At 66.2% G+C, this 19,384-nt stretch carries 17 protein-coding genes and 1 pseudogene; 4 read left to right on the forward strand and 14 right to left on the reverse strand.

What is annotated here, in order from left to right:
- Positions 1-85 precede the first annotated feature (85 nt).
- Positions 86-2,365 carry an NADP-dependent malic enzyme gene (locus tag CK944_RS05085; RefSeq protein WP_103171969.1) on the forward strand — a complete coding sequence of 760 codons (2,280 nt, stop codon included), beginning with the start codon at positions 86-88 and terminating at the stop codon, positions 2,363-2,365.
- Positions 2,366-2,371: 6 nt separating this feature from the next.
- Here CK944_RS05085 and CK944_RS22815 read toward each other — a convergent pair whose 3' ends face one another.
- Complete coding sequence (locus CK944_RS22815; protein ID WP_146038606.1) at positions 2,372-3,520, reverse strand: calcium-binding protein; 1,149 nt, start codon at positions 3,518-3,520, stop codon at positions 2,372-2,374.
- A 42-nt stretch (positions 3,521-3,562) separates the two neighbouring features.
- On the reverse strand, positions 3,563-4,474 hold the full coding sequence (locus tag CK944_RS05105) for a rhodanese-related sulfurtransferase (protein ID WP_103172126.1): 912 nt from the start codon (positions 4,472-4,474) through the stop codon (positions 3,563-3,565).
- Positions 4,475-4,571: 97 nt separating this feature from the next.
- On the opposite strand from CK944_RS05105, the gene pncA reads away from it, so the two are divergent.
- Positions 4,572-5,168, forward strand: coding sequence for a bifunctional nicotinamidase/pyrazinamidase (gene pncA, locus CK944_RS05110; RefSeq protein ID WP_103171972.1), 597 nt, complete (start codon positions 4,572-4,574; stop codon positions 5,166-5,168).
- 6 nt (positions 5,169-5,174) lie between these two features.
- Positions 5,175-6,467, forward strand: coding sequence for a nicotinate phosphoribosyltransferase (gene pncB, locus CK944_RS05115; RefSeq protein WP_103171973.1), 1,293 nt, complete (start codon positions 5,175-5,177; stop codon positions 6,465-6,467).
- A gap of 5 nt (positions 6,468-6,472) precedes the next feature.
- On the opposite strand, the gene CK944_RS05120 is transcribed toward pncB, so the two are convergent.
- The 6 genes from CK944_RS05120 to CK944_RS05145 all read right to left on the reverse strand — a co-directional run bounded on the left by CK944_RS05120 (position 6,473) and on the right by CK944_RS05145 (position 10,695).
- Positions 6,473-7,912 carry an inorganic phosphate transporter gene (locus CK944_RS05120; protein WP_158247960.1) on the reverse strand — a complete coding sequence of 480 codons (1,440 nt, stop codon included), beginning with the start codon at positions 7,910-7,912 and terminating at the stop codon, positions 6,473-6,475.
- Between the two features lie 10 nt (positions 7,913-7,922).
- A complete protein-coding gene (locus CK944_RS05125) occupies positions 7,923-8,375 on the reverse strand; it encodes an NUDIX hydrolase (RefSeq protein WP_239985965.1) in 453 nt (150 codons plus the stop codon).
- Positions 8,372-8,794, reverse strand: coding sequence for an alternative ribosome rescue aminoacyl-tRNA hydrolase ArfB (gene arfB / locus CK944_RS05130; RefSeq protein ID WP_103172128.1), 423 nt, complete (start codon positions 8,792-8,794; stop codon positions 8,372-8,374). The genes CK944_RS05125 and arfB overlap by 4 nt, the downstream gene beginning before the upstream one ends.
- A 64-nt stretch (positions 8,795-8,858) precedes the next feature.
- Positions 8,859-9,716 carry a carbon-nitrogen hydrolase family protein gene (locus CK944_RS05135; protein ID WP_103171975.1) on the reverse strand — a complete coding sequence of 286 codons (858 nt, stop codon included), beginning with the start codon at positions 9,714-9,716 and terminating at the stop codon, positions 8,859-8,861.
- Complete coding sequence (locus tag CK944_RS05140; RefSeq protein ID WP_103171976.1) at positions 9,713-10,297, reverse strand: GNAT family N-acetyltransferase; 585 nt, start codon at positions 10,295-10,297, stop codon at positions 9,713-9,715. Before CK944_RS05140 ends, CK944_RS05135 begins: the two co-directional genes overlap by 4 nt.
- Positions 10,294-10,695 carry a ketosteroid isomerase-related protein gene (locus CK944_RS05145; RefSeq protein WP_103171977.1) on the reverse strand — a complete coding sequence of 134 codons (402 nt, stop codon included), beginning with the start codon at positions 10,693-10,695 and terminating at the stop codon, positions 10,294-10,296. Before CK944_RS05145 ends, CK944_RS05140 begins: the two co-directional genes overlap by 4 nt.
- Before the next feature lie 140 nt (positions 10,696-10,835).
- Between CK944_RS05145 and CK944_RS05150 the strand changes: the two genes are divergently transcribed.
- The gene (locus CK944_RS05150) at positions 10,836-12,224 is read left to right on the forward strand and encodes a phosphomannomutase (RefSeq protein ID WP_103171978.1); all 1,389 of its coding nucleotides are present in this window, start codon (positions 10,836-10,838) and stop codon (positions 12,222-12,224) included.
- On the opposite strand, the gene CK944_RS05155 is transcribed toward CK944_RS05150, so the two are convergent.
- The 6 genes and pseudogenes from CK944_RS05155 to CK944_RS05180 all read right to left on the reverse strand — a co-directional run bounded on the left by CK944_RS05155 (position 12,221) and on the right by CK944_RS05180 (position 19,352).
- Positions 12,221-13,618 carry a hypothetical protein gene (locus tag CK944_RS05155; RefSeq protein WP_103171979.1) on the reverse strand — a complete coding sequence of 466 codons (1,398 nt, stop codon included), beginning with the start codon at positions 13,616-13,618 and terminating at the stop codon, positions 12,221-12,223. The genes CK944_RS05150 and CK944_RS05155 overlap by 4 nt on opposite strands.
- On the reverse strand, positions 13,615-15,303 hold the full coding sequence (locus CK944_RS05160) for a beta-1,6-N-acetylglucosaminyltransferase (protein ID WP_103171980.1): 1,689 nt from the start codon (positions 15,301-15,303) through the stop codon (positions 13,615-13,617). The genes CK944_RS05155 and CK944_RS05160 overlap by 4 nt, the downstream gene beginning before the upstream one ends.
- Positions 15,300-16,299: pseudogene (locus CK944_RS05165) on the reverse strand (glycosyltransferase family 2 protein). Before CK944_RS05165 ends, CK944_RS05160 begins: the two are co-directional and overlap by 4 nt.
- A gap of 120 nt (positions 16,300-16,419) precedes the next feature.
- Positions 16,420-17,469, reverse strand: a complete 1,050-nt coding sequence (locus CK944_RS05170; protein ID WP_103171981.1) for a glycosyltransferase family 2 protein — start codon at positions 17,467-17,469, stop codon at positions 16,420-16,422.
- Positions 17,466-18,452 (reverse strand): UDP-glucose 4-epimerase GalE, encoded by a 987-nt coding sequence (galE, locus tag CK944_RS05175; RefSeq protein ID WP_103171982.1) that lies wholly within the window; start codon positions 18,450-18,452, stop codon positions 17,466-17,468. The genes CK944_RS05170 and galE overlap by 4 nt, the downstream gene beginning before the upstream one ends.
- Positions 18,453-18,455: 3 nt before the next feature.
- Positions 18,456-19,352, reverse strand: coding sequence for a UTP--glucose-1-phosphate uridylyltransferase (locus CK944_RS05180; RefSeq protein WP_103171983.1), 897 nt, complete (start codon positions 19,350-19,352; stop codon positions 18,456-18,458).
- Between the last annotated feature and the right edge of the window lie 32 nt (positions 19,353-19,384).

Here is a 19,384-nt window from a genome sequence, read left to right on the forward strand (position 1 = left end):
CTGCGGCAACACAGATTTGTCGCTGATCCATGTTGAGCCGGACGTGACGTAACGTTAAACGGGACCACCACCCCCGGAGGATCCCATGAGCGAAAAGACCAGCCCCCGCGCCCGCATCACCCCCGAGGAGGCGCTGGCCTATCACATGGAGCCGCGTCCGGGGAAATTCGATATCGTCGCCTCCACCCCCATGACCACGCAGCGCGACCTGTCGCTGGCCTATTCGCCGGGCGTCGCGGTTCCCGTGCAGGCCATCGCCGACCGGCCCGAAACCGCCTATGACTATACCACCAAGGGCAACATGGTGGCCGTGATCACCAACGGCACGGCCATCCTGGGGATGGGCAACCTGGGCGCCTTGGCATCCAAGCCGGTGATGGAGGGCAAGGCGGTCCTGTTCAAGCGCTTCGCCGACGTGAACGCCATCGACATCGAACTGGATACCGAGGACGCGGACGAATTCATCAATGCCGTCAAGCTCATGGGGCCGACCTTCGGGGGCATCAACCTGGAGGACATCAAGGCGCCCGAATGCTTCATCATCGAGCAGCGCCTGAAGGAGATGATGGACATCCCCGTCTTTCACGACGACCAGCACGGCACGGCGGTGATCTGCGCGGCGGGCCTGCTGAACGCGCTGGAACTGTCGGGCAAGCGCATCGAGGACGTGAAGATTGTCCTGAACGGCGCGGGCGCCGCCGGGGTCGCCTGCCTGGAACTGCTGAAGGCCATGGGCGCGCGGCATGAAAACTGCATCATGGCCGACACCAAGGGTGTCATCTACCAGGGCCGGACCGAGGGGATGAACCAGTGGAAATCGGCCCATGCGGTCGCGACCGATGCCCGCACGCTGGAGGAGGCGATGCGCGGCGCTGACGTCTTCCTGGGCGTCAGCGCCAAGGGCGCGGTGACGCAGGCGATGGTCGAAAGCATGGCCGACAACCCGGTCATCTTCGCCATGGCCAACCCCGATCCCGAGATCACCCCCGAGGATGCCCATGCCGTCCGCCCCGACGCCATCGTCGCCACGGGGCGCAGCGATTATCCCAACCAGGTGAACAACGTCCTGGGCTTTCCCTATCTGTTCCGTGGCGCGCTGGACATCCACGCCCGCGCCATCAATGACGAGATGAAGATCGCCTGCGCCGAGGCGCTTGCGAAACTGGCGCGCGAGGATGTCCCGGACGAGGTCGCCGTGGCCTATGGCCGCAAGCTGCAGTTCGGGCGCGACTATATCATCCCGACGCCCTTCGACCCGCGCCTGATCCATGTCGTGCCGCCTGCCGTGGCCCGCGCGGGCATGGAGACCGGCGTCGCCCGCCGCCCGATCATCGACATGGAGGGTTACGTCCAGGCGCTGAAGAACCGCATGGACCCGACCGCCGCGATCCTGCAGGGCATCCATGCCCGTGCCCGCCAAAGCCAGGCGCGCATGATCTTCGCCGAGGGCGACGACCCCCGCGTGTTGCGCGCGGCCGTCGCCTGGCAGCGCGGCGGCATGGGCCAGGCCCTGGTCGTGGGGCGCGAGGCCGATGTGAAGGAAAAGCTGGAAGCCGCGGGCCTGGGCGACGCCGTGCGCGAGCTGACGGTCGTCAACGCCGCCAATTCCCGGCATCTGGAAACCTATCACGAGTTTCTCTATGCCCGCCTGCAGCGCCGGGGCGTGGACCGAGAGGACGCGCACAAGCTTGCCAACCGCGACCGCCATGTCTTCGCCGCGCTGATGCTGGCCCATGGCCATGGCGACGGGCTGGTGACGGGTGCGACCCGCAAGAACGCCCCGGTCCTGGCGCAGCTTGGCAAGGTCTTCGACCTGCGCCCGCAGGACGGTGCCGTGGGCATCACCGCCGTGCTGCACAAGGGCCGGATCGTGCTGATCGGCGACACGCTGGTCCATGAATGGCCCGAGGCCGAGGATCTGGCCGACATCGCCACCCGCGGCGCGGGCGTGGCGCGCGGCCTGGGCCTTGAACCCCGCGTGGCCTTTCTGTCCTTCTCGAACTTCGGCTATCCGGTCAGCGAACGGGCCGTGAAGATGGCGAAGGCCACCGAGGTCCTAGACCGGCGCGGCGTCGATTTCGAATACGAGGGCGAGATGACCGTGGACGTGGCGCTGAATCCCGAATCGGCCGCCCGCTATCCCTTCAGCCGGCTGACCGGGCCCGCCAACGTCCTGGTCGTGCCTGCGCGGCATTCGGCATCCATCAGCGTCAAGCTGCTGCAGGAAATGGCGGGGGCCACGGTGATCGGCCCGATCCTGACCGGCGTGCCGCAAGCGATCCAGATCTGCTCGACCACCTCGACGGTGAACGACATCCTGAACATGGCGGCGATTTCCGCCGGGGGGCTGGGGAACGCCCGCTGAGGGCCCTTATACGAAGATGAAATCCGCGACCCCCAGAAGGGCGTGATCGACATTGGACAGGATGACGGTCACGTCGCCGAAGGTGATGCGGGCATCCGCACCCAGGTCGGCGATCCTGACCTGGGCAAATGTCTCGGCCCCGCTGTCGATCACGATACGGTCGATGCGATCGGTGAAATCCATGATCCTGTCAGTGCCGCCGCCCTTGGAAAACAGGAACTGATCGGCCCCGTCCCCGCCGGTCAGAACATCGTTCCCTGCCCCGCCTTGCAGGCGGTCGTTGCCCGCCTGCCCTGACAGGCGGTCATTGCCCGCCATTGCGGACAGCACGTCATTGCCCGAACCAGCGACCAGGACGTTGGCGAAGGCATTTCCCAGGATGCGGTCGTTCCCCGCGCTCGTGACCACGTTTTCCACATGGCGGATGATGTCTGTGCCCGCACCGGTGTTCTGCGCCAGAACCGTTCCCAGGTTGACGGAAATCGCGGTGTTGGTGGTGAACCTTGCCGTGTCCACCCCCTCGCCCCCGTCCAGGATGTCATTGCCCAACCCGCCGTCCAGCGTGTCCGCGCCCCCGCCGCCTTTCAGGATGTTGTTGCCCCCATTGCCGATGATCGCATTGGACAGCGCGTTCCCGGTGCCGTTGATCGATGCGCTTCCCATCAGGACCAGATGTTCCAGATTCGCGCCCAGGATCCAGTCCACCGTCGTCTTGACCTGATCGACGGGATTGGGATCGTTGTGATAACGGGGCCGATAGTGTTCCACGATCACGTCGCGCCGATGATCGACGACATAGATGTCGCCGCCATCGCCGCCGGTCATGCTGTCCGCCCCGGTCCCGCCATCCAGAACCGCGCCGCCCCATCCCGCGGTGATCCTGTCGTTTCCGGCACCGCCGCGCAGGATCGAATGATCCCCCTGCCATGCATTCAGGATGTCGTTTCCGTCCCCGCCGTCCAGCAGGTTGGTGTCCGCGCCGCCATGAAGCGTATCATCCCCCGCCCCGCCGAAAATCCGGTTCGGGTTGAGAAAGCCGCCCGACAGTTCGTCATGCCCCCCATGACCCTGCATCTGGATGACGTCGCGATAGGGAAAGACGCTTTTGGCGGTCAGCCGGTCAGCCGCCGCAGTGCCGTTGTAGATAATCGCCATTGTGGACCCGGATTGACATATCGGTCCCTGGTTACGTCGGGGTCACCCTTCTGACGAGGGTGAATTTCCTTCGAATTTTAGCTCTCCGGCCGCGATCTGCCGCTGGCGTTCGCGGAAGCGGTTGCGGTCGGCCTCGTCATATTCGCCGAGGCAGCGATGGCAACTGACGCCTTCCTCGTATTCCGGGCGGACGCGATCCTCGGGCGCCAGGGGGCAGCGGCAGGCGTGGCAAAGGCCGTGGCGGCCGGGCTGCAGGCCATGGGTCAGGCTGACGCGGCCGTCGAAGACGAAGCATTCGCCCTGCCACAGGCTGTCGCTTTCGGGAACATCCTCAAGGTATTTCAGGATGCCGCCCTTCAGGTGGAACACATCGCTGACGCCTTGGGACAGCAGCCAGTTCGTCGATTTCTCGCAGCGGATGCCGCCGGTGCAGAACATCGCCACCCGCTTGCCCGCGAAGCGGTGGGCATTGGCCTGCCACCAGCCGGGGAAATCGCGAAAGCTGCGCGTGCCGGGATCGACCGCGCCGGCAAAGCTGCCGATGGCAACCTCGTAATCGTTGCGGGTGTCGATCACGGCCACGTCGGGGGCGCTGATCAGCGCGTTCCAGTCGCCCGGTTCGACGTAATGGCCGACGGAAGCGGTCGGATCGACATCGGGCTGGCCCATGGTGACGATTTCCCGCTTCAGCCGCACCTTCATCTTGCCGAAGGGCATCGTCTCGGCCGGGCTTTCCTTCCATTCCAGCCCGTCGCACCCCGGCAGGGCCCGGATATGGGCCAGCACCGCGTCGATGCCCTGGCGCGTGCCGGCGATGGTGCCGTTGATTCCCTCGGGCGCAAGCAACAGCGTGCCGCGCACGCCATGGGCGCAAGCCACCCTGGCCAGCGGCGCCTTCAGCGCGGCGGGATCGGCAAAGCGGGTAAAGTGATACAGCGCGGCGACGGTCAGCATGGCGGCGGCCTTAGCCAGCAATGCCCGGTCTTGCAAGCCATTGACCCGGCGCGCCGCAGTTTCTAGGCATGACTATCCTTGGAGGGGGAGGAAAACGATGCCGCGCGCCCTGATCGTCATCGACATGCAGGCCGATTTCTGTCCCGGCGGCGCCTTGGCCGTGGCAGGGGGCGACGGGATCGTGGGACCGATCAATGCCATGATGCGCGACTTCGACGCGGTGGTGCTGACCCAGGACTGGCATCCCGCCGATCATGCCAGCTTTGCCGCCAATCATCCGGGGGCGGAACCCTTCAGCCTGACCCGGATGCCTTATGGCCCGCAGGTGTTGTGGCCCAGCCATTGCGTCATCGGCACGCCGGGTGCGGATTTCCATCCCGGCCTTGATCTGTCCTGCGCCGACCTGGTGATCCGCAAGGGTTTCCGCCCGCAGATCGACAGCTATTCCGCGTTCTTCGAGAACGACCGTCGGACGCCTACCGGCCTTGCCGGATACCTGCGCGACCGGGGGCTTTCGGATCTGACCTTCGTGGGCCTGGCCCATGACTTCTGCGTCGCCTGGAGCGCGATCGACGCCGCGACCCTGGGCTTCACCGCCACCGTGGTCCAATCCGCGACCCGCGCCATCGACCTGGACGGCAGCCTGGATCGCGCCCGCGCCGACATGCACGCCGCCGGCGTCAATCAGGAGTAAGGGCCGATGGTCGATATCGCCACCCGCGTTTACAACCACAAGTGGAAGATCGACCCGATCGTCCGGTCCCTGATCGACACCGACTTCTACAAGCTGTTGATGTGCCAGTCGATCTTTCGCAACCGGCCCGACACGGTGGTCCAGTTCCAGTTGATCAACCGTTCGACCGACATCCGGCTGGCCGACCTGATCGACAAAGGCGAATTGCGCGAACAGCTGGACCATGTGCGGGGACTGCGGCTGACGCGTGGCGAATCCACCTGGCTGCGCGGCAATACCTTCTATGGCAAGCGCCAGATGTTCCGCCCCGATTTCATGGAGTTCCTGGAGAACCTGCGCCTGCCCCCCTATCACCTGGAAAAGCGCGACGGACAGTACGAACTGACCTTCGAGGGCAAGTGGCCCGAGGTGATGCTGTGGGAAATTCCGGCGCTGGCGATCCTGATGGAACTGCGGTCGCGCGCCGTTCTGGCAACTCTGGGGCGGTTCGAACTGCAGGTTCTTTACGCCCGCGCCATGACCCGCCTGTGGGAAAAGATCGAGGTTCTGCGCACCCTGCCCGACCTGCTGATCGCCGATTTCGGCACGCGCCGCCGCCACAGCTTCCTGTGGCAGGACTGGGCCGTCCAGGCCATGATCGAGGGCTTGGGCGAACGCTTCACCGGCACCTCCAACTGCCTGATCGCCATGCGCCGCGACATCGAGGCCATCGGCACCAATGCCCATGAACTGCCGATGGTCTATGCCGCGCTGGCGAATACGGACAAGGAACTGCGCGAGGCCCCCTACGAGGTTCTGGCCGACTGGCACGAGGAACATGACGGCAACCTGCGCATGATCCTGCCCGACACCTATGGCACTGACGTTTTCCTGAAAGGCGCGCCCGACTGGCTGGCGGGCTGGACCGGCATCCGCATCGACAGCGGCGACCCCGCCCTGGGGGCCGAAACCGCGATCCGCTGGTGGCAGGACCGGGGCGAGGATCCGAAGAAGAAGCTGGTGATCTTTTCGGACGGGCTGGATGTCCAGAAGATCGTGGAACTGCATCACCAGTTCCACGGGCGCATCAAGGTCAGCTTCGGCTGGGGCACATTGCTGACCAACGATTTCCGCGGGCTTGTCGCAGGCGACGGGCTGGCGCCCTTCAGCCTGGTCTGCAAGGCCGTCTCGGCCGATGGCCGTCCCACGGTCAAGCTGTCCGACAACCCCGCCAAGGCGACCGGTCCGGCCGATGAGATCGCGCGCTATCGCCGGGTCTTCGACGTGGGACAGCAATCCCGGATGGATGTGGTGGTCTGAGGGCCTTACACCCCCGTCACCCACAGCATCCCCAGGCAGCACAGCGCCCCCAAGGCGGCTGTGATCGGCACCGTGACCACCCAGGCCACCGTGATCGTGGCCACATGGCTGCGGCGGATCAGCATCCGGCGGCGGCGTTCCTCGGGCGGAAGGGGGGCGGCGCGCCGGGCGTTGCTGCGCCGGTCCAGCATCTCGCGCACGAAGCCCACGCCGAAGACGCCGCCCACGGCCACATGGGTCGATGACACCGGCAAGCCCAGGCCCGACGCGAACAGCACGATCATCGCGGTGGCCAGCGTGATGCAGAAGGCCCGCACCGCGTTCAGCCGGGTGATCCCCTCGCTGACCATGCCGACCAGGCGGCGGCCGAACAGCAGCGCGCCAAGCGCGATCGTCGCCCCCGCGACGGCCAGCATCAGCAGCGGCACCTGCGACGCCCCCTCCTGCGACGGCGTCAGGATCACCAGCAGCGGCCCGGCGACATTGCCCGCATCGCCCGCGCCATGGGCAAAGCCCATCATCACTGCGGCAAACAGCAGGGGCTGGCGCAGGATCCGCTTCATGCCGGGCTTTTCGCCCGCCTCGACCAGGGTCTGGACCAGGCGGCGGCGCATCATCAGCGCCACGGCAAGACCCGCCCCCGCCCCGGGCAGCAGCGCCAGGGGCAGGCGCAGGGAAAGGCCGGGCAGCAGGGTCGCGACATAGGCGACGAACAGGCCGACCATCGTGCCGATCAGCGGCGGCAGCCATGCCTTCGCGGCACGCGCGCGGTCCGGCGCCTCGGCCACGCGGATGCGCAGCAGGGCCAGAAGGGCGCCTGCCAGCACCGCCGCCGCAAAGGGCGTGACGACCCAGGCAAGCGCCATGGCCAGGATCCCGCCCCAGGACAGGGCCGATGCCCCCGCCGCGACCAGCCCCGCCCCCGCGATCGCCCCCACGATGGAATGAGAGGTCGAGACCGGCAGGCTGGCACCGGTGGCGACGGTGATCCAGGCCGCCGCCCCGATCAGCGCGGCCAGCATCATGACCTGGCCCCGCACCCCGTTTTCCAGGACGGCGACATGGACGATGCCGTCGGCCAGCCGATGCGTGACCGCGTGGCCTGCAAGCGCCGCCCCGGCGATCTCGGCCAATCCGATCAGGACCAGGCCCGGCCCGATGGCGATGGCCCCCGCCCCCACGGCCGGACCAAGCGAGTTGGCGATGTCGTTCGCCCCGATCGACAGGCCCAGCCAGCCCGCCACCACGAAGCCCACGCCGGTGGCGATCAGGCCGGGCTGTTGTCCGGTGACACCCAGGGCCAGAAAGATCAGCGCGACCCCCAGAAGGATCGCGGCACCCAGCCGCAGGACGGGACGTATGGCATGGAACTGGGCGGATTCCGCAACGGTGATCCGCCGCAAATCCTTGTCCAGAACGTCGTATTGGCGGTCGGGTGGCGTCATGCCCCCGATGTCAGCCGGACACCTCGGGCAATGCAAGCAGGATTTCCCGCAACCCCGGTTCGGCCACAAGGCGCGCGGCATCCTGGGGCGCGAACCAGCGGCGCCGGCGCTGCCTGGATTCAGGAAAATCGACCCGTTCGCGGTCCGCATCCATCAGGAAGACCCGGACCTCGACCGGGACGGAATAGCCCCGGTCCTGTTCCTTGTCATAGCGATAGCGGCCCAGTTCGGTTTCGTGCATCCGCCCCTCGACGCCCGCCTCCTCCCAGGCTTCGGTCGCGGCGGCGGCGGGCAGGGTCTTGCCCTCCATCGGCCAGCCTTTCGGGATCACCCAGCGGCCTGTGCCCCTGCTGGTGATCAGGACAACCTCGCCCGTTCTGACGCAGCGACAGACGGCGCCGACCTGCATGGCGGGGGGACGGCGCCCGAACAGCATGCCCAGGGAACGCAGCAGGGCGGTCATTCGCCCTCCCCCACCTTGCCCCGCATCGCCTTGACCTCGCCCCGAACGGTCTTGGCCTTCAGGCGGCGCAACTGGCTGCCCCAGGTCGGCTTGGTGGCGACCCGACGCTTGACGGGTTCGGCGGCACGGCCGATCAATTCGGCCAGCCGTTCGCGCGCGATTTCCCGGTTGCGGGCCTGGCTTCGGGTTTCCTGGGCCAGGATCACCACCGCGCCGTCGCGGGTCCAGCGCCGCCCCGCCAGCCGTTCCAGGCGGCGCTTCACGGCATCGGGCAGGTTCGGGGACCGCGCGGCTTCGAACCGCAGTTCGACTGCGGTTTCGACCTTGTTGACGTTCTGCCCGCCCGGCCCCTGGGATCTGGTGAACTGCTCGGTCAGCTCCCACTCCTCGATGGTGATGGTGTCGTTGATATGCAGCATGGCCGCAGGATATGGCACGGAATGAGGCCGCGAACAGCCTTTGTCGTCCATAAAACGCAGGCGCTCAGGAAATGGTTTCTGCGCCTTCGCTTTCCGGCCAATGGGCAAAGGGCAGCACCGCGCCGTTCCGGCGGCTGTCCGCGACGCGGGACAGATCGACCTCGGCCATGACCCAGCCGGGCTGGTCCATCGGGCCTTCGGCGATGATCCCGGTTTCCGGCCAGAACCCGTCGGGGGGGCCATAGATCGCCGCCCGGCCCCGGTTCTCGTCCAGGGCGGGCATCCAGTCGCAGGCGCCGACCGTGGGCGATTGCACCACGACGCACTGGCTTTCCAGCGCGCGGGCCATGGCGCCGATGCGCACGCGGTTGAACCCCGCCACCGTGTCGGTGCAGCTTGGCACCAGAAGCAGTTCCACCCCGGCGCGCGCCAGCACACGGCCCAGCAGGGGAAATTCGCTGTCATAGCAGATCAGGATGCCGATCCGGCCAAAGGCCGTATCGAAGACCCGCAGGCCGGGGGCACCGGTCACGTTCCAGTCCTCGCGCTCGAACCGGGTCATGATCTGCTTGTCCTGGTGGCCGATGATGCCCTGGGGACCATAAAGGATCGCGCGATTGACCGGGCGCCGCCCGTCGAAGACGGGACCGGAGGCGCCAAGGATGTGGCAGCCATGCCTTGCCGCCAGACGCTCATGCACGGCCTGGATCTGCGGCCAGTGCCGCGCGACCTCGTGCAGGGACGCCTCCAGATCGCCCGCGACGTCGCGCCCGCCCAGCGAGGCAAGCTCCATCGCGCCATATTCGGGGAACACCAGCAGGTCGGCGCCCTGGGCGTCGGCGACCCATCGGGACAGCTTGGCCTCGTAATTGGCGAAGCTGTCGAACCAGTCGATCGGATAGGCGGCGGCGGCGATCTTCACAGGCTTCGCATCCAGAATTGCAGGTCTTTTTCGGTCTCGGCCTTGTCGCCCAGATCCTTCCAGGAAAACTGCGCGACGACGCCGGGCAGCGGCTGGTATCCCCGCTTGCGCCAGAAATCGTCCAGCGGACGGTAACCCGCAGGCCGGGCGGGGTGATCGGCAGGCCGGATCACACTGCAGAAGGCGCTGAAGGTCAGGCCAAGGTCGCGGGCATGGGATTCGCGGGCGTCGAAGAAGGCATGGCCGATGCCCTGGCCGCGATATTCGGGCAGCAGGACCGATTCCGCGCAATAGAAGATCTGGTCCAGCGGTTCGGGCCTGCCTTCGAAGGCGGCGGCGAAATCGGCGGCATGGTCCGCCATGGGCGCGCCGGTCGCCGCCCCCACGACCGCCGTGCCGTCAAGCGCCGCCACGACCACCGCGCCGGGCGACTGATAGGCGCGCAGGTAATCGCGTTCGTAATCGGCATCCCCATCGTAAAGATAGGGGAAATCCCGGAAGACCCGGATCCGCAGACGCGCGACGTCTTCCAGCGCGGCGGCCAGCGCCTCTCCGGTCAAGACGCGCGTCGTGACACTCATTGGCTGACCTGCCGCGTCCAGTCGGCCAGGTTGTAATAGGTGGTGACGCGCGCGATCTTGCCGTCGCGGATGGTGAAGAAGCTGCCGGCGGGCAGGCGATAGGTCTGGCCCTTCGCCTCGGGCAGGCCTTCGTCGGTCTTCAGATAGGTGCCGTTCACCACGAATTCCGCCGCCGCGCGGTCGCCCGCTTCATTGGCGAAGATCACCATGTCGGTCAGCGTTTCCTTGTAGCTTTCCGTCATGTGCCGGTTGAAGTCGGCAAACAGCGCCTTGCCCTTGCGGATGCCGCCTTCGTTGACGTGATGCTCCACCTCGTCATGCAGCAGGGCCAGCATCTCGTCGGTGCGGCCCGCGTTGAAGGCGTCGTAATAGGCGGCGATCAGGGTCTTGGTGTCCATGGGCATCTCCTTCGTCGGGAACGTTCTATCGCCCTTCGCGTTGCGCGTCACCTAGACCAGAGGGACCAGATGCGCCTTGAATTTCCAAGGCGTCCTGTTAGCGCTTGGTCAATTCGACCGTTTCAGCAAGGATCATGCCCATGAGCGACAAAGGCAATCTCGGCCATCGCGACATCACCTGCTTCAAGGCCTATGACGTTCGCGGCGAACTGGGCAAGAACCTGGACGCGGATGTCGCCTATCGCATCGGCCGCGCCTTTGCCCAGGCCCGCCAGGCCAAGCGCGTGGTCGTGGGCCGCGACAGCCGCGAATCCTCGCCCGAACTGGCCGCCGCGCTGATCGAGGGGCTGACGGATGGCGGCGCCGACGTGCTGGACCTGGGCCTGGCCGGGACCGAGGAGGTTTATTTCCACACCGGCTTCCACGACACCGATGGCGGGATCGAGGTCACGGCCTCGCATAACCCGATCAACTACAACGGCATGAAGATCGTGGGGCGCGGGTCGGCCCCGCTGGATCCGGCGACCGAACTGCCGCCCATCGTGGAACTGGCGACCGGCGGCAGCTTTGCGCCCGCGACCAAGGGCAGCGTCACCGATTTCAGCGGTGCCCGCGCGGATTACGCGCGTGCCATGGCGGATTTCGTGGACGTGTCGGTCCTGAAGCCGATGAAGATCGTGGTGAACGCCGGCAACGGCACCGCCGGCCCGACCTTCGACGCCATCGCCGCCGAACTGGAAAAGCGCGGCGCGCCACTGACCTTCGTGCGGATGCACCACGACGTGGACAGCAGTTTCCCCAACGGCATCCCCAACCCGCTGCTGGACGAGAATCAGCCCCCCACCGTGGAAAAGGTCAAGGCCGAGGATGCCGATCTGGGCGTGGCCTGGGACGGCGATTTCGACCGCTGCTTCTTCTTCGACGAAAACGGCCGCTTCATCCCCGGCGAATATATCGTGGGTCTGCTAGGCGCGGCCTTTCTTGAAAAATCGCCGGGCGAGAAGATCGTCCACGATCCCCGCGTGATTATGAACACCCGCGCCATGATCCAGGAAGCCGGAGGAGAGCCTGTGGTCAGCAAGACCGGCCATGCCTTCATCAAGCGCAAGATGCGCGACGTGGGCGCCATCTATGGCGGCGAGATGTCGGCGCATCACTACTTCCGCGACTTCTATTACTGCGACAGCGGCATGATCCCCTGGCTGCTGATGATCGAATTGCTGTCGCGCAAGGGCAAGACCCTGGCCGAACTGCTGGAGGAACGGATGCGGCTTTACCCGTCCTCGGGCGAGACGAACTATCACATCGACGACCCCGATGCGGCGATCGCCCGGCTGATCGAGAAATACGAACCCCAGGCGCAAGGCCGCGACGACCTGGACGGGGTGTCGCTGGATTTCGGCAAGTGGCGCTTCAACCTGCGCAAGTCGAACACCGAACCGGTGGTGCGGCTGAACCTGGAATCCGATGGCGATATGGCCCTGGTGCGCGAAAAGCAGGCGGAACTGGCCGCCCTGCTGCAAGCCTAGGGCATCAGGTCGAAGCCGAAGGTGACATAGTCGCGCCCGTATGCCGCCTGCGCGGCCTCGGCCAGACCGGGGTCGCGCAAGGCGTCGGGCACCTGCGGTGGCTGAACCCCGTCCAGACGGGCGTTCTTGACCCCCGCCGCGCGGGCAAGATGGTCCAGATCCTCGGCCAGCCGATCCTCTCGCACCACCATGTCTGGCAGGGCAAAACGGGCAAAGCCCGCCAGAACCTCGGTCTGGCTGGCCCAAGCGGGCTGGGTGGGCAGCGATGTCTGGCCATTCAGGTTCCGGCGCAGGAAGGCCAGGAAATCGGCAAAGACGGCGATGCGCGCGTCCCCCGCCAGACCGGGCAACGCATCCTCGGGCGGCAGGGCGACCCGGTGCAGGCGGCGCAGGACCTCTCTCTGTTCGCGATTGTCGCGTGTCAGAAGAATGTCGAAGGCTGTCCAGGCCCGCAGCAACGGATGGCGCAGGACGGTGAAGCTGCGGTGGCCCGGCCTGGCACGCTTCCACTGGCGCAGGGTCGATTGGGTGAAATCCCCCTGGGTCGCCCCCAACCTGCCCAGCCAGTCCCGCACGGTCCGTTCCGGTCCGCCCTTGACCGGCATGAACAGCAGCCCCCGCCCGCCGTCCGCTGCGACGAAGCTTGGCACCGCCGGTCCGCGCCGGGGTTCGAACAGCGGCAGGCGGTGCAGCAGGAACGGGTCAATATCCTGCAGATCGGCTTGCATGGCATCGAAATTCGCGACCTTTCGTGCCAGTTCCTGCGGGTTCTGGGGCACCTGGTCGCGGGCGGGTTCCACCCGGTCCAGATCGCTGCGGCCCAGCCAGTGCAGCAGCCCGGTCATCACGGCGGCATCGCGCAGATCGTCATAGTCCAGGTGAAAGGCCACCTGGCCCGTCGCCTGCAGGCGGCCGACGACATGGCTGCGGAATTCGCCCATGGCCGACAGCATCTGCCGGAACTCGGCCCCGTCATAGGTGATGCGCGCGGGGATCGGCGTCTCCGACTCGTTCAGCTTCCACTGGTTCGTTTCCCAGGCCAGCCGGGTCGAGACATAGCTGTCCAACGGATTGCGCGTCAGGATGATCTTGGCGCAGCGGCGGTCCTGGATGATCGGCTCCAGCACCCGCGGATCGTGGTCGTGGAAATAGCGAAAGCCCGGCAGATGCCCCGGCCGGTCGGTCAGCTTGGCCAGCAGCGGCAGGGGGTCGGCCTCGCGCGCCTCGCGCGTGACGCCCATCATCTCGTCCTTGTCGGGCCAGCCCATCATATAGGGGTTGAACGCCTCGCCAAAGCAGGTGACGCCACGGATGCTGTTCAGCGTCGCTTCCAGCAGGTTGGACCCGGTGCGCATCTCGGCGAAGATCACGAAGCTGCGGAATCTTTCGGTCATTCGGCGGCCTTCCTTTCGGTGGTCAGAAGCTCGACAGGGGGCAGATCCTCGCCCGTCAGGCGCGGGCGCAGGCCGGAATTACGCAGCCGCCGCAGCATTCCGTCCAGCCCGGTCAGGTCGCGCATGGCGGGCAGCGTGGTGATGGGCAGGGAATGAGGGTCGATCTGCAAGAGGAAATCCTGAAGGATCGTCCGGGGGTTCAGCAGGAATTCGCCCAGGTCGTGATGGTGCAGCCTGGCCCGGACCCAAAGGGAATTCAGCACGTCCAGTTGTTCCAGTTCGATCCGCTGCAACTGCGCGAAGATGCGGCGCACGTCGTCGAAGGGCATCCCGGAATGCAGCAAGGGCAGCTTCCACGCGCCGGACACGACCAGCATATGCGCGTGGGGATCGGTCGCCATGAACCAGTTCAAAGCCTGATTGTCGCGCGGGCTGAACTGAAACACCTGCATCGGGTCCGCGATGCGGATCAGGGATGTCAGGAAGCCCTGCGGGTCGCGGTCGCGGATCAGCGGATCCGACGAGATCGCCCCCGGCCCGACGCGCGGGCGGCCGGCGAATTCGGCTCCCTCGGGGCTGAACAGGTGGCCATGGACATGGCAGGACAGATGCCCCCGCAGCCAGTCCTCGAAGCCGGGAAAGATGTCGGTCAGCCCCTGGATCACCGCATAGGGGGCCGAGGTCTTGCCGTTCTCCGCATCCTTGCGGGGAAAGCGGCTTTGCATGTAAAGCCCCGGCCTGCCCAGGACGCGCCGGCGCACGGTTTGGTTGATGATGCGGGAAATCCGCGCCGGCTGGGGCGGATCGACCTGCGGGCGCCCTTCGTCGGGCAGGGGAAAATGCGACAGCAGATGCGCGGCGCCTGGCCAGACCTTGCGCGCGACGAAGCAGCGCGATTCGGCCAGCATGGCGACATGGTCGTCGTAAAGGCAATAAGGCCGGCCGGCATGGTCGAACTTGGCCATGGTCAGCGACCAGCTTTCCACCGTTGTCGAATGCAGCCGCACCAAGGTCTGGAAATAGCTTTCGTCGGGTATCCAGACAAGGCGGAAGAACCGGTCGAACTCTGCCCGCCGCGGATCCTCCAGGATCGCGCGCAGGGTCCGCGCGGTCAGGCACCACCATTGCGACCCAAGATGCGGGGACAGCCCGGCCGGCATCCGGCGGCGGATGCCGCGCCTGCGCTGCCAGGCGACGAAGCGGTCGAACAGCCAGCGGTGCCGTTTCCAGTCGAAGGGAAAGAACAGGGTAAAGCGTTCGTGGTTCAGACCGCCGACGGTCCAGCCCACGTCATGGGTGCTGACGCTTTCGATATGATCGCGATCAGGATCGGCCGCCAGATAGGCGGTCAGGTCCGATATGGGCCGCAGCGGCAGGCATGCCCCCGAGGCCAGATAGACATGGGTGGTGTCGGGGAACCGCTGCAACAGTTCGGCGGCGGCATCCTGGGTCGCGCGGACCAGGCTGAAGCGCCCCCAGGAACAGCGGTGGCGCCTGCTGAAGATGATCTGGTCGCAATCCTGCAACGACCGGCGAAGCCCGGCGACCTTGGCAGCCGACACCTTGGCATCGACATGAAGCGCCACCCGCGCCCCGCCGCTTGTCCAGATCCGCGCCAGCCGCGCCACCAGGTCCAGATCGCCATGGCAAAGCAGCACCACGCCAAGGCGCACCGCCGCCTTCATGCCCAATTCCCCCGGGAAATCAGGCCCAGATCCTCGAGCTGTTGCCAGTCACGGTATTCGCGCGATTCGCTGCACCACAACTGGACGCCGCGATGCAGGCCGGCGTGATAGGCGCGGTATTCCTGGCTGCCGCCGTAATGCTGTCGGCGGTCCAGTTCCTCGGCCGACTTGGCGGAAAAGCTGGACAGGAACTTGGCGTGCAGCAGACAGCCCGAGATCAGTTCGCCCCCATCCTCGTCATAGACAAGGTTCAGCCCGCGCGGCAGCAGCATGTGCGTGGAACTGACATAGGCATAGCGCGCTCCACTTCACCAGCGGGATCTTGTTCAGCGCCGGTCCCGCCAGGGGATCGTGGGTAAAGAATGCCCGTGTGCGCGGCCCGCCCTGGATCCACAGGTTGCCGAAATACTCGTTCTTCTGGATCGAGTAGTTGGCGGGGTCGAACCAGCGGGCCACGTCGAAAGGATCCTGGCCTTCGGCGCAGACCGCATCCTCGATCGGGCCCTTGGGATACATGTCCAGAAGCATCGCCGGAAAGGACCGGCGCCCGATCGCATCCAGCCAGCTGGTCAGCGCCGGCAGAGGGCGCCGATCATGATGCGGATAGACCAGGAACTCGTCGGGATCGACGGTCAGGCACCAGTGCCCCCGGCCATGCCTCAGCAACAGCCAGTTGATCCAGTCCATCCCGAAGCGCGCAGCCTTGTAGCCGTGATCGGTCCACCACAGCGACACATCCGGCTGGGCACGCAGATAATCGCCGCTGCCGTCTTGGCTGGCATTGTCCACGATCAGGAAATGCCGCACCCCCATGGCCCGATAATAGGACAGGAACCAGGGCAGCCGCGCCCTTTCGTCCCGCAGGGTGACGAAACACAGGATATCGCCGCGTTCGATCCGGCGCGTGCGGTCGGAGATCGCGCGCAAGGCGGTGCGGCTGCGCAGGCCCCGCGCGATCAGGCGCTGCCGTTCCGCGCGCCGGCGCAGGCGACCGATGATCGGAAGCGCCCCCAGCCTTCTTCGAATCCCCGCCCCTGTCACCACCTGTAATGCCTGCAGATCAAAAATACATTGCCGGGCCGGATACACGCCCTTGGTAAAAACACCATTAACAATTCAACCGTCACCGGGGAGCCATTGTCCCGCCCCCATCAGCCCGAGGCCAAGAAGTTGCCCCCATCCCTCGTACCTGACCGAACCTTCGTGCCAGAGGGTCGGGGCCTCGGCGATGGCCGCGTGATAACCGCGATACTCCTGTGGGGCAACGAAATGTTGGCGCCGGACCAATTCCTCGGACGCACGGGCGGGGCTGTCGGGCAGGAACTTGCCATGAAGCAGCACCCCGGACAGGCGGGGGTCGCCGGGACCGTCATATTCGTCGTTCAGCCTGGGGGGCAGCAGCGAATGGGTCGAATTGACATAAACGTATCGCCGGTTCCAGCGCACCAGCGGCAGCTTGTTCAGCGTCGGACCCCGGTCGGGGTCGTGGGGAAAGAACACCCGTTCCCGGACGCCGCCATGCAGGATGCGGTTGCGTTTCGGGGCGACCACGCGGCAGCGATAAGGGGACGGATCGAACCACGGCAGCCGTTCCGTCCACGTCGCCTGCGGACCCGCATCGGCCCGATCCAACGGCCCGCGCGGATACAGATCCAGCATCATCGCCCCCATCGCAGGGCGCCCGACCGCGTCCAGGTGGGCCGTCAGTTCCGGCAGCGGGCGGCGGTCCCAATCGGGATAGACCAGCAGTTCATCGGCATCGACGGTCAGGCACCAGTGCCCATGCCCATACCGGAAAAGCAGCGCCCCCAGCCAGGTCATGCCGAACCGTGCCGCCCGATAACCGCCTGTCGCACGCCACACAGACACATCCGGCTGATCCCTCAGGAAGCCGTCGGTGCCGTCGGTGCTGGCATTGTCAACGATCAGGAAGGCCGTGACGCCCAGGCGGCGGTAATGGTCCAGAAACTGCGGCAAGCGCAGCATTTCATTGCGGACAGTGGCAAGGCACAGGATGTCCCCCGGCCGGATCGCTGCCGTGCGGTCGGACAGCGGGGCAAGGTCGCGCGCGGCCCGCAGGCAGCGCCACAACAGCTTTCGCCGCTTCCAGCGCAGGCGCCAGGCCGACCAGGCCCGGCGCCATGCGGGGGGCCTGTCGGCAGTCACGCCTGATAGGATCCGTTCTGATGCCACCGCCAGGCATCCCCGATCATCTGCTGCATGGTGGACCGCAGGGGTTGCCAGCCCAGTTCGGCCTTGGCCCGCGTGCTGCCGCAGACCAGCTTGACCGCATCGCCACCCCGGCGCGGGCCATCGACCATCGGCACCGGGCGGTTGGTGACATGGCGGGTCGCGTCCACCACCTCGCGCACCGAAAAGCCGTCGCCGGTGCCCAGGCAGAAGACCCGGCTGCCCTTGCCGGCACGCAGCCATTCAAGGCCCCTCACATGCGCATCGACCAGATCCATGACATGGACGTAATCGCGGATACAGGTGCCGTCGGGGGTGGGATAGTCGGTCCCATGAACCGTCAGCGCCGCGCGCTTGCCATCGACCGCATCCAGGATCAGCGGGATCAGATGGGTCTCGGGGCGGTGATGTTCGCCGACCTCGCCCTCTGGATCAGCGCCCGCCACATTGAAATAGCGGAAGATGACCGAGCGCAGCCCATGCGAGGCGCCGAAATCGACCAGCATGTCTTCGATCGCGCGCTTGGAGGCGCCATAGGCGTTCAGCGGCGCCTGGGGGGTATCCTCGTCCAGAACCTCTCCGTCACGGTCGCCATAGGTCGCGCAGGTGGAACTGAAGACGAAATCCAGGCAGCCCGCGTCGATGGCGGCCTCGATCAGGTTCAGCGATCCGCTGACATTGTTGCGCCAGTACTTGCCAGGTTCGGCCATCGCCTCGCCCACCTGGCTCAGCGCGGCGAAATGCAGCACGGCGGCGGGTCGGTGTTCGGCGAATGCCGCATCCAGGGCCGCACGGTCCAGAAGGTCGGCCTGCACGAAGGGACCGAACTTCACCGCATCGCGCCAGCCTGTCGAAAGGTTGTCCAGCGTCACCGGCACATAGCCAGCCGCAGCCAGGGCCTTGCAGGCGTGCGAGCCGATATAGCCCGCACCCCCCGTCACCAATACCGTCCGGGACATGGATTATTCGGCCGCCCGGCGCATCGACATGATGTCGTGCAGGTATTCGGCGAATTCTTCCTTCAACTCGTCGCGTTCCAGGCCGAAGGCGACCGTCGCCTGCAGGAAGCCGGCCTTCGATCCGCAGTCGAACCGCTGGCCGCGGAAGCGCAGGCCGAAGACGTCGCGCCCCGCGGCGATGTCGTCGGCGATGGCGTCGGTCAACTGGATTTCCCCGCCCGACCCGGCTTTCAGCTTGTTGAGGTTCTGCATGACCGTCGGCGCCAGGATATAGCGCCCGATCACCGCCAGGTTCGACGGCGCCGTGCCCAGCGGGGGCTTTTCGACCATGCCGCGGACCTTGACGATGGCGCCCATGTCCTCGGCCACGTCCAGCACGCCATAGGCCTGGGCCTTTTCGGGCGCGACCTCCATGGTGGCGACCATGCTGCCGCCGGTTTCGCCATAAGCCTCGATCATCTGCTGCAGGCAGGGCGGGTCGCCCATGATCACGTCGTCCGTCAGCACCACCGCGAAAGGTTCGTCATCGGCCACCAGGCGGCGCGCGCACCAGACCGCGTGACCCAGGCCCAGGGCCTTGTGCTGGCGGATATAGGCGATGGCGCCCGATTCCATGTTGGTGGTGCGCAGGACTTCCAGCAGGTCGTTCTTGCCGGATTTCTTCAGGCTGCTTTCCAGTTCATGCGCATGGTCGAAATAATCTTCCAGGGCACCCTTGCCGCGCGAGGTGACGAAGATGAATTCGGTGATGCCCGCCGCCCGCGCCTCGTCGATGGCGTATTGGATCAGGGGCCGGTCAACCAGCGTCATGATCTCTTTCGGGATGCTTTTCGTGGCGGGAAGAAAGCGTGTCCCCAGACCAGCTACGGGGAAGATGGCCTTGGTTACTTTACGAGTCATGTGCTGACACCTTTTTCGATCTTTCGGGGCCA

This window comes from Paracoccus sp. SY (assembly GCF_002901215.1).
In the GTDB taxonomy this organism is placed as follows: Bacteria; Pseudomonadota; Alphaproteobacteria; order Rhodobacterales; family Rhodobacteraceae; genus Paracoccus; species Paracoccus acridae.

What these genes read in the sequence shown, in the direction of transcription:
- galE (WP_103171982.1), bottom strand. Translation starts at nt 18,452, where the DNA reads ATGTCCCGGACGGTATTGGTGACGGGGGGTGCGGGCTATATCGGCTCG.
- CK944_RS22815 (WP_146038606.1), bottom strand. Translation starts at nt 3,520, where the DNA reads ATGGCGATTATCTACAACGGCACTGCGGCGGCTGACCGGCTGACCGCC.
- CK944_RS05160 (WP_103171980.1), bottom strand. Translation starts at nt 15,303, where the DNA reads ATGAAGGCGGCGGTGCGCCTTGGCGTGGTGCTGCTTTGCCATGGCGAT.
- CK944_RS05085 (WP_103171969.1), top strand. Translation starts at nt 86, where the DNA reads ATGAGCGAAAAGACCAGCCCCCGCGCCCGCATCACCCCCGAGGAGGCG.
- pncA (WP_103171972.1), top strand. Translation starts at nt 4,572, where the DNA reads ATGCCGCGCGCCCTGATCGTCATCGACATGCAGGCCGATTTCTGTCCC.
- pncB (WP_103171973.1), top strand. Translation starts at nt 5,175, where the DNA reads ATGGTCGATATCGCCACCCGCGTTTACAACCACAAGTGGAAGATCGAC.
- arfB (WP_103172128.1), bottom strand. Translation starts at nt 8,794, where the DNA reads ATGCTGCATATCAACGACACCATCACCATCGAGGAGTGGGAGCTGACC.
- CK944_RS05150 (WP_103171978.1), top strand. Translation starts at nt 10,836, where the DNA reads ATGAGCGACAAAGGCAATCTCGGCCATCGCGACATCACCTGCTTCAAG.
- CK944_RS05120 (WP_158247960.1), bottom strand. Translation starts at nt 7,912, where the DNA reads ATGACGCCACCCGACCGCCAATACGACGTTCTGGACAAGGATTTGCGG.
- CK944_RS05140 (WP_103171976.1), bottom strand. Translation starts at nt 10,297, where the DNA reads ATGAGTGTCACGACGCGCGTCTTGACCGGAGAGGCGCTGGCCGCCGCG.
- CK944_RS05125 (WP_239985965.1), bottom strand. Translation starts at nt 8,375, where the DNA reads ATGACCGCCCTGCTGCGTTCCCTGGGCATGCTGTTCGGGCGCCGTCCC.
- CK944_RS05180 (WP_103171983.1), bottom strand. Translation starts at nt 19,352, where the DNA reads ATGACTCGTAAAGTAACCAAGGCCATCTTCCCCGTAGCTGGTCTGGGG.
- CK944_RS05105 (WP_103172126.1), bottom strand. Translation starts at nt 4,474, where the DNA reads ATGCTGACCGTCGCCGCGCTGTATCACTTTACCCGCTTTGCCGATCCC.
- CK944_RS05155 (WP_103171979.1), bottom strand. Translation starts at nt 13,618, where the DNA reads ATGACCGAAAGATTCCGCAGCTTCGTGATCTTCGCCGAGATGCGCACC.
- CK944_RS05145 (WP_103171977.1), bottom strand. Translation starts at nt 10,695, where the DNA reads ATGGACACCAAGACCCTGATCGCCGCCTATTACGACGCCTTCAACGCG.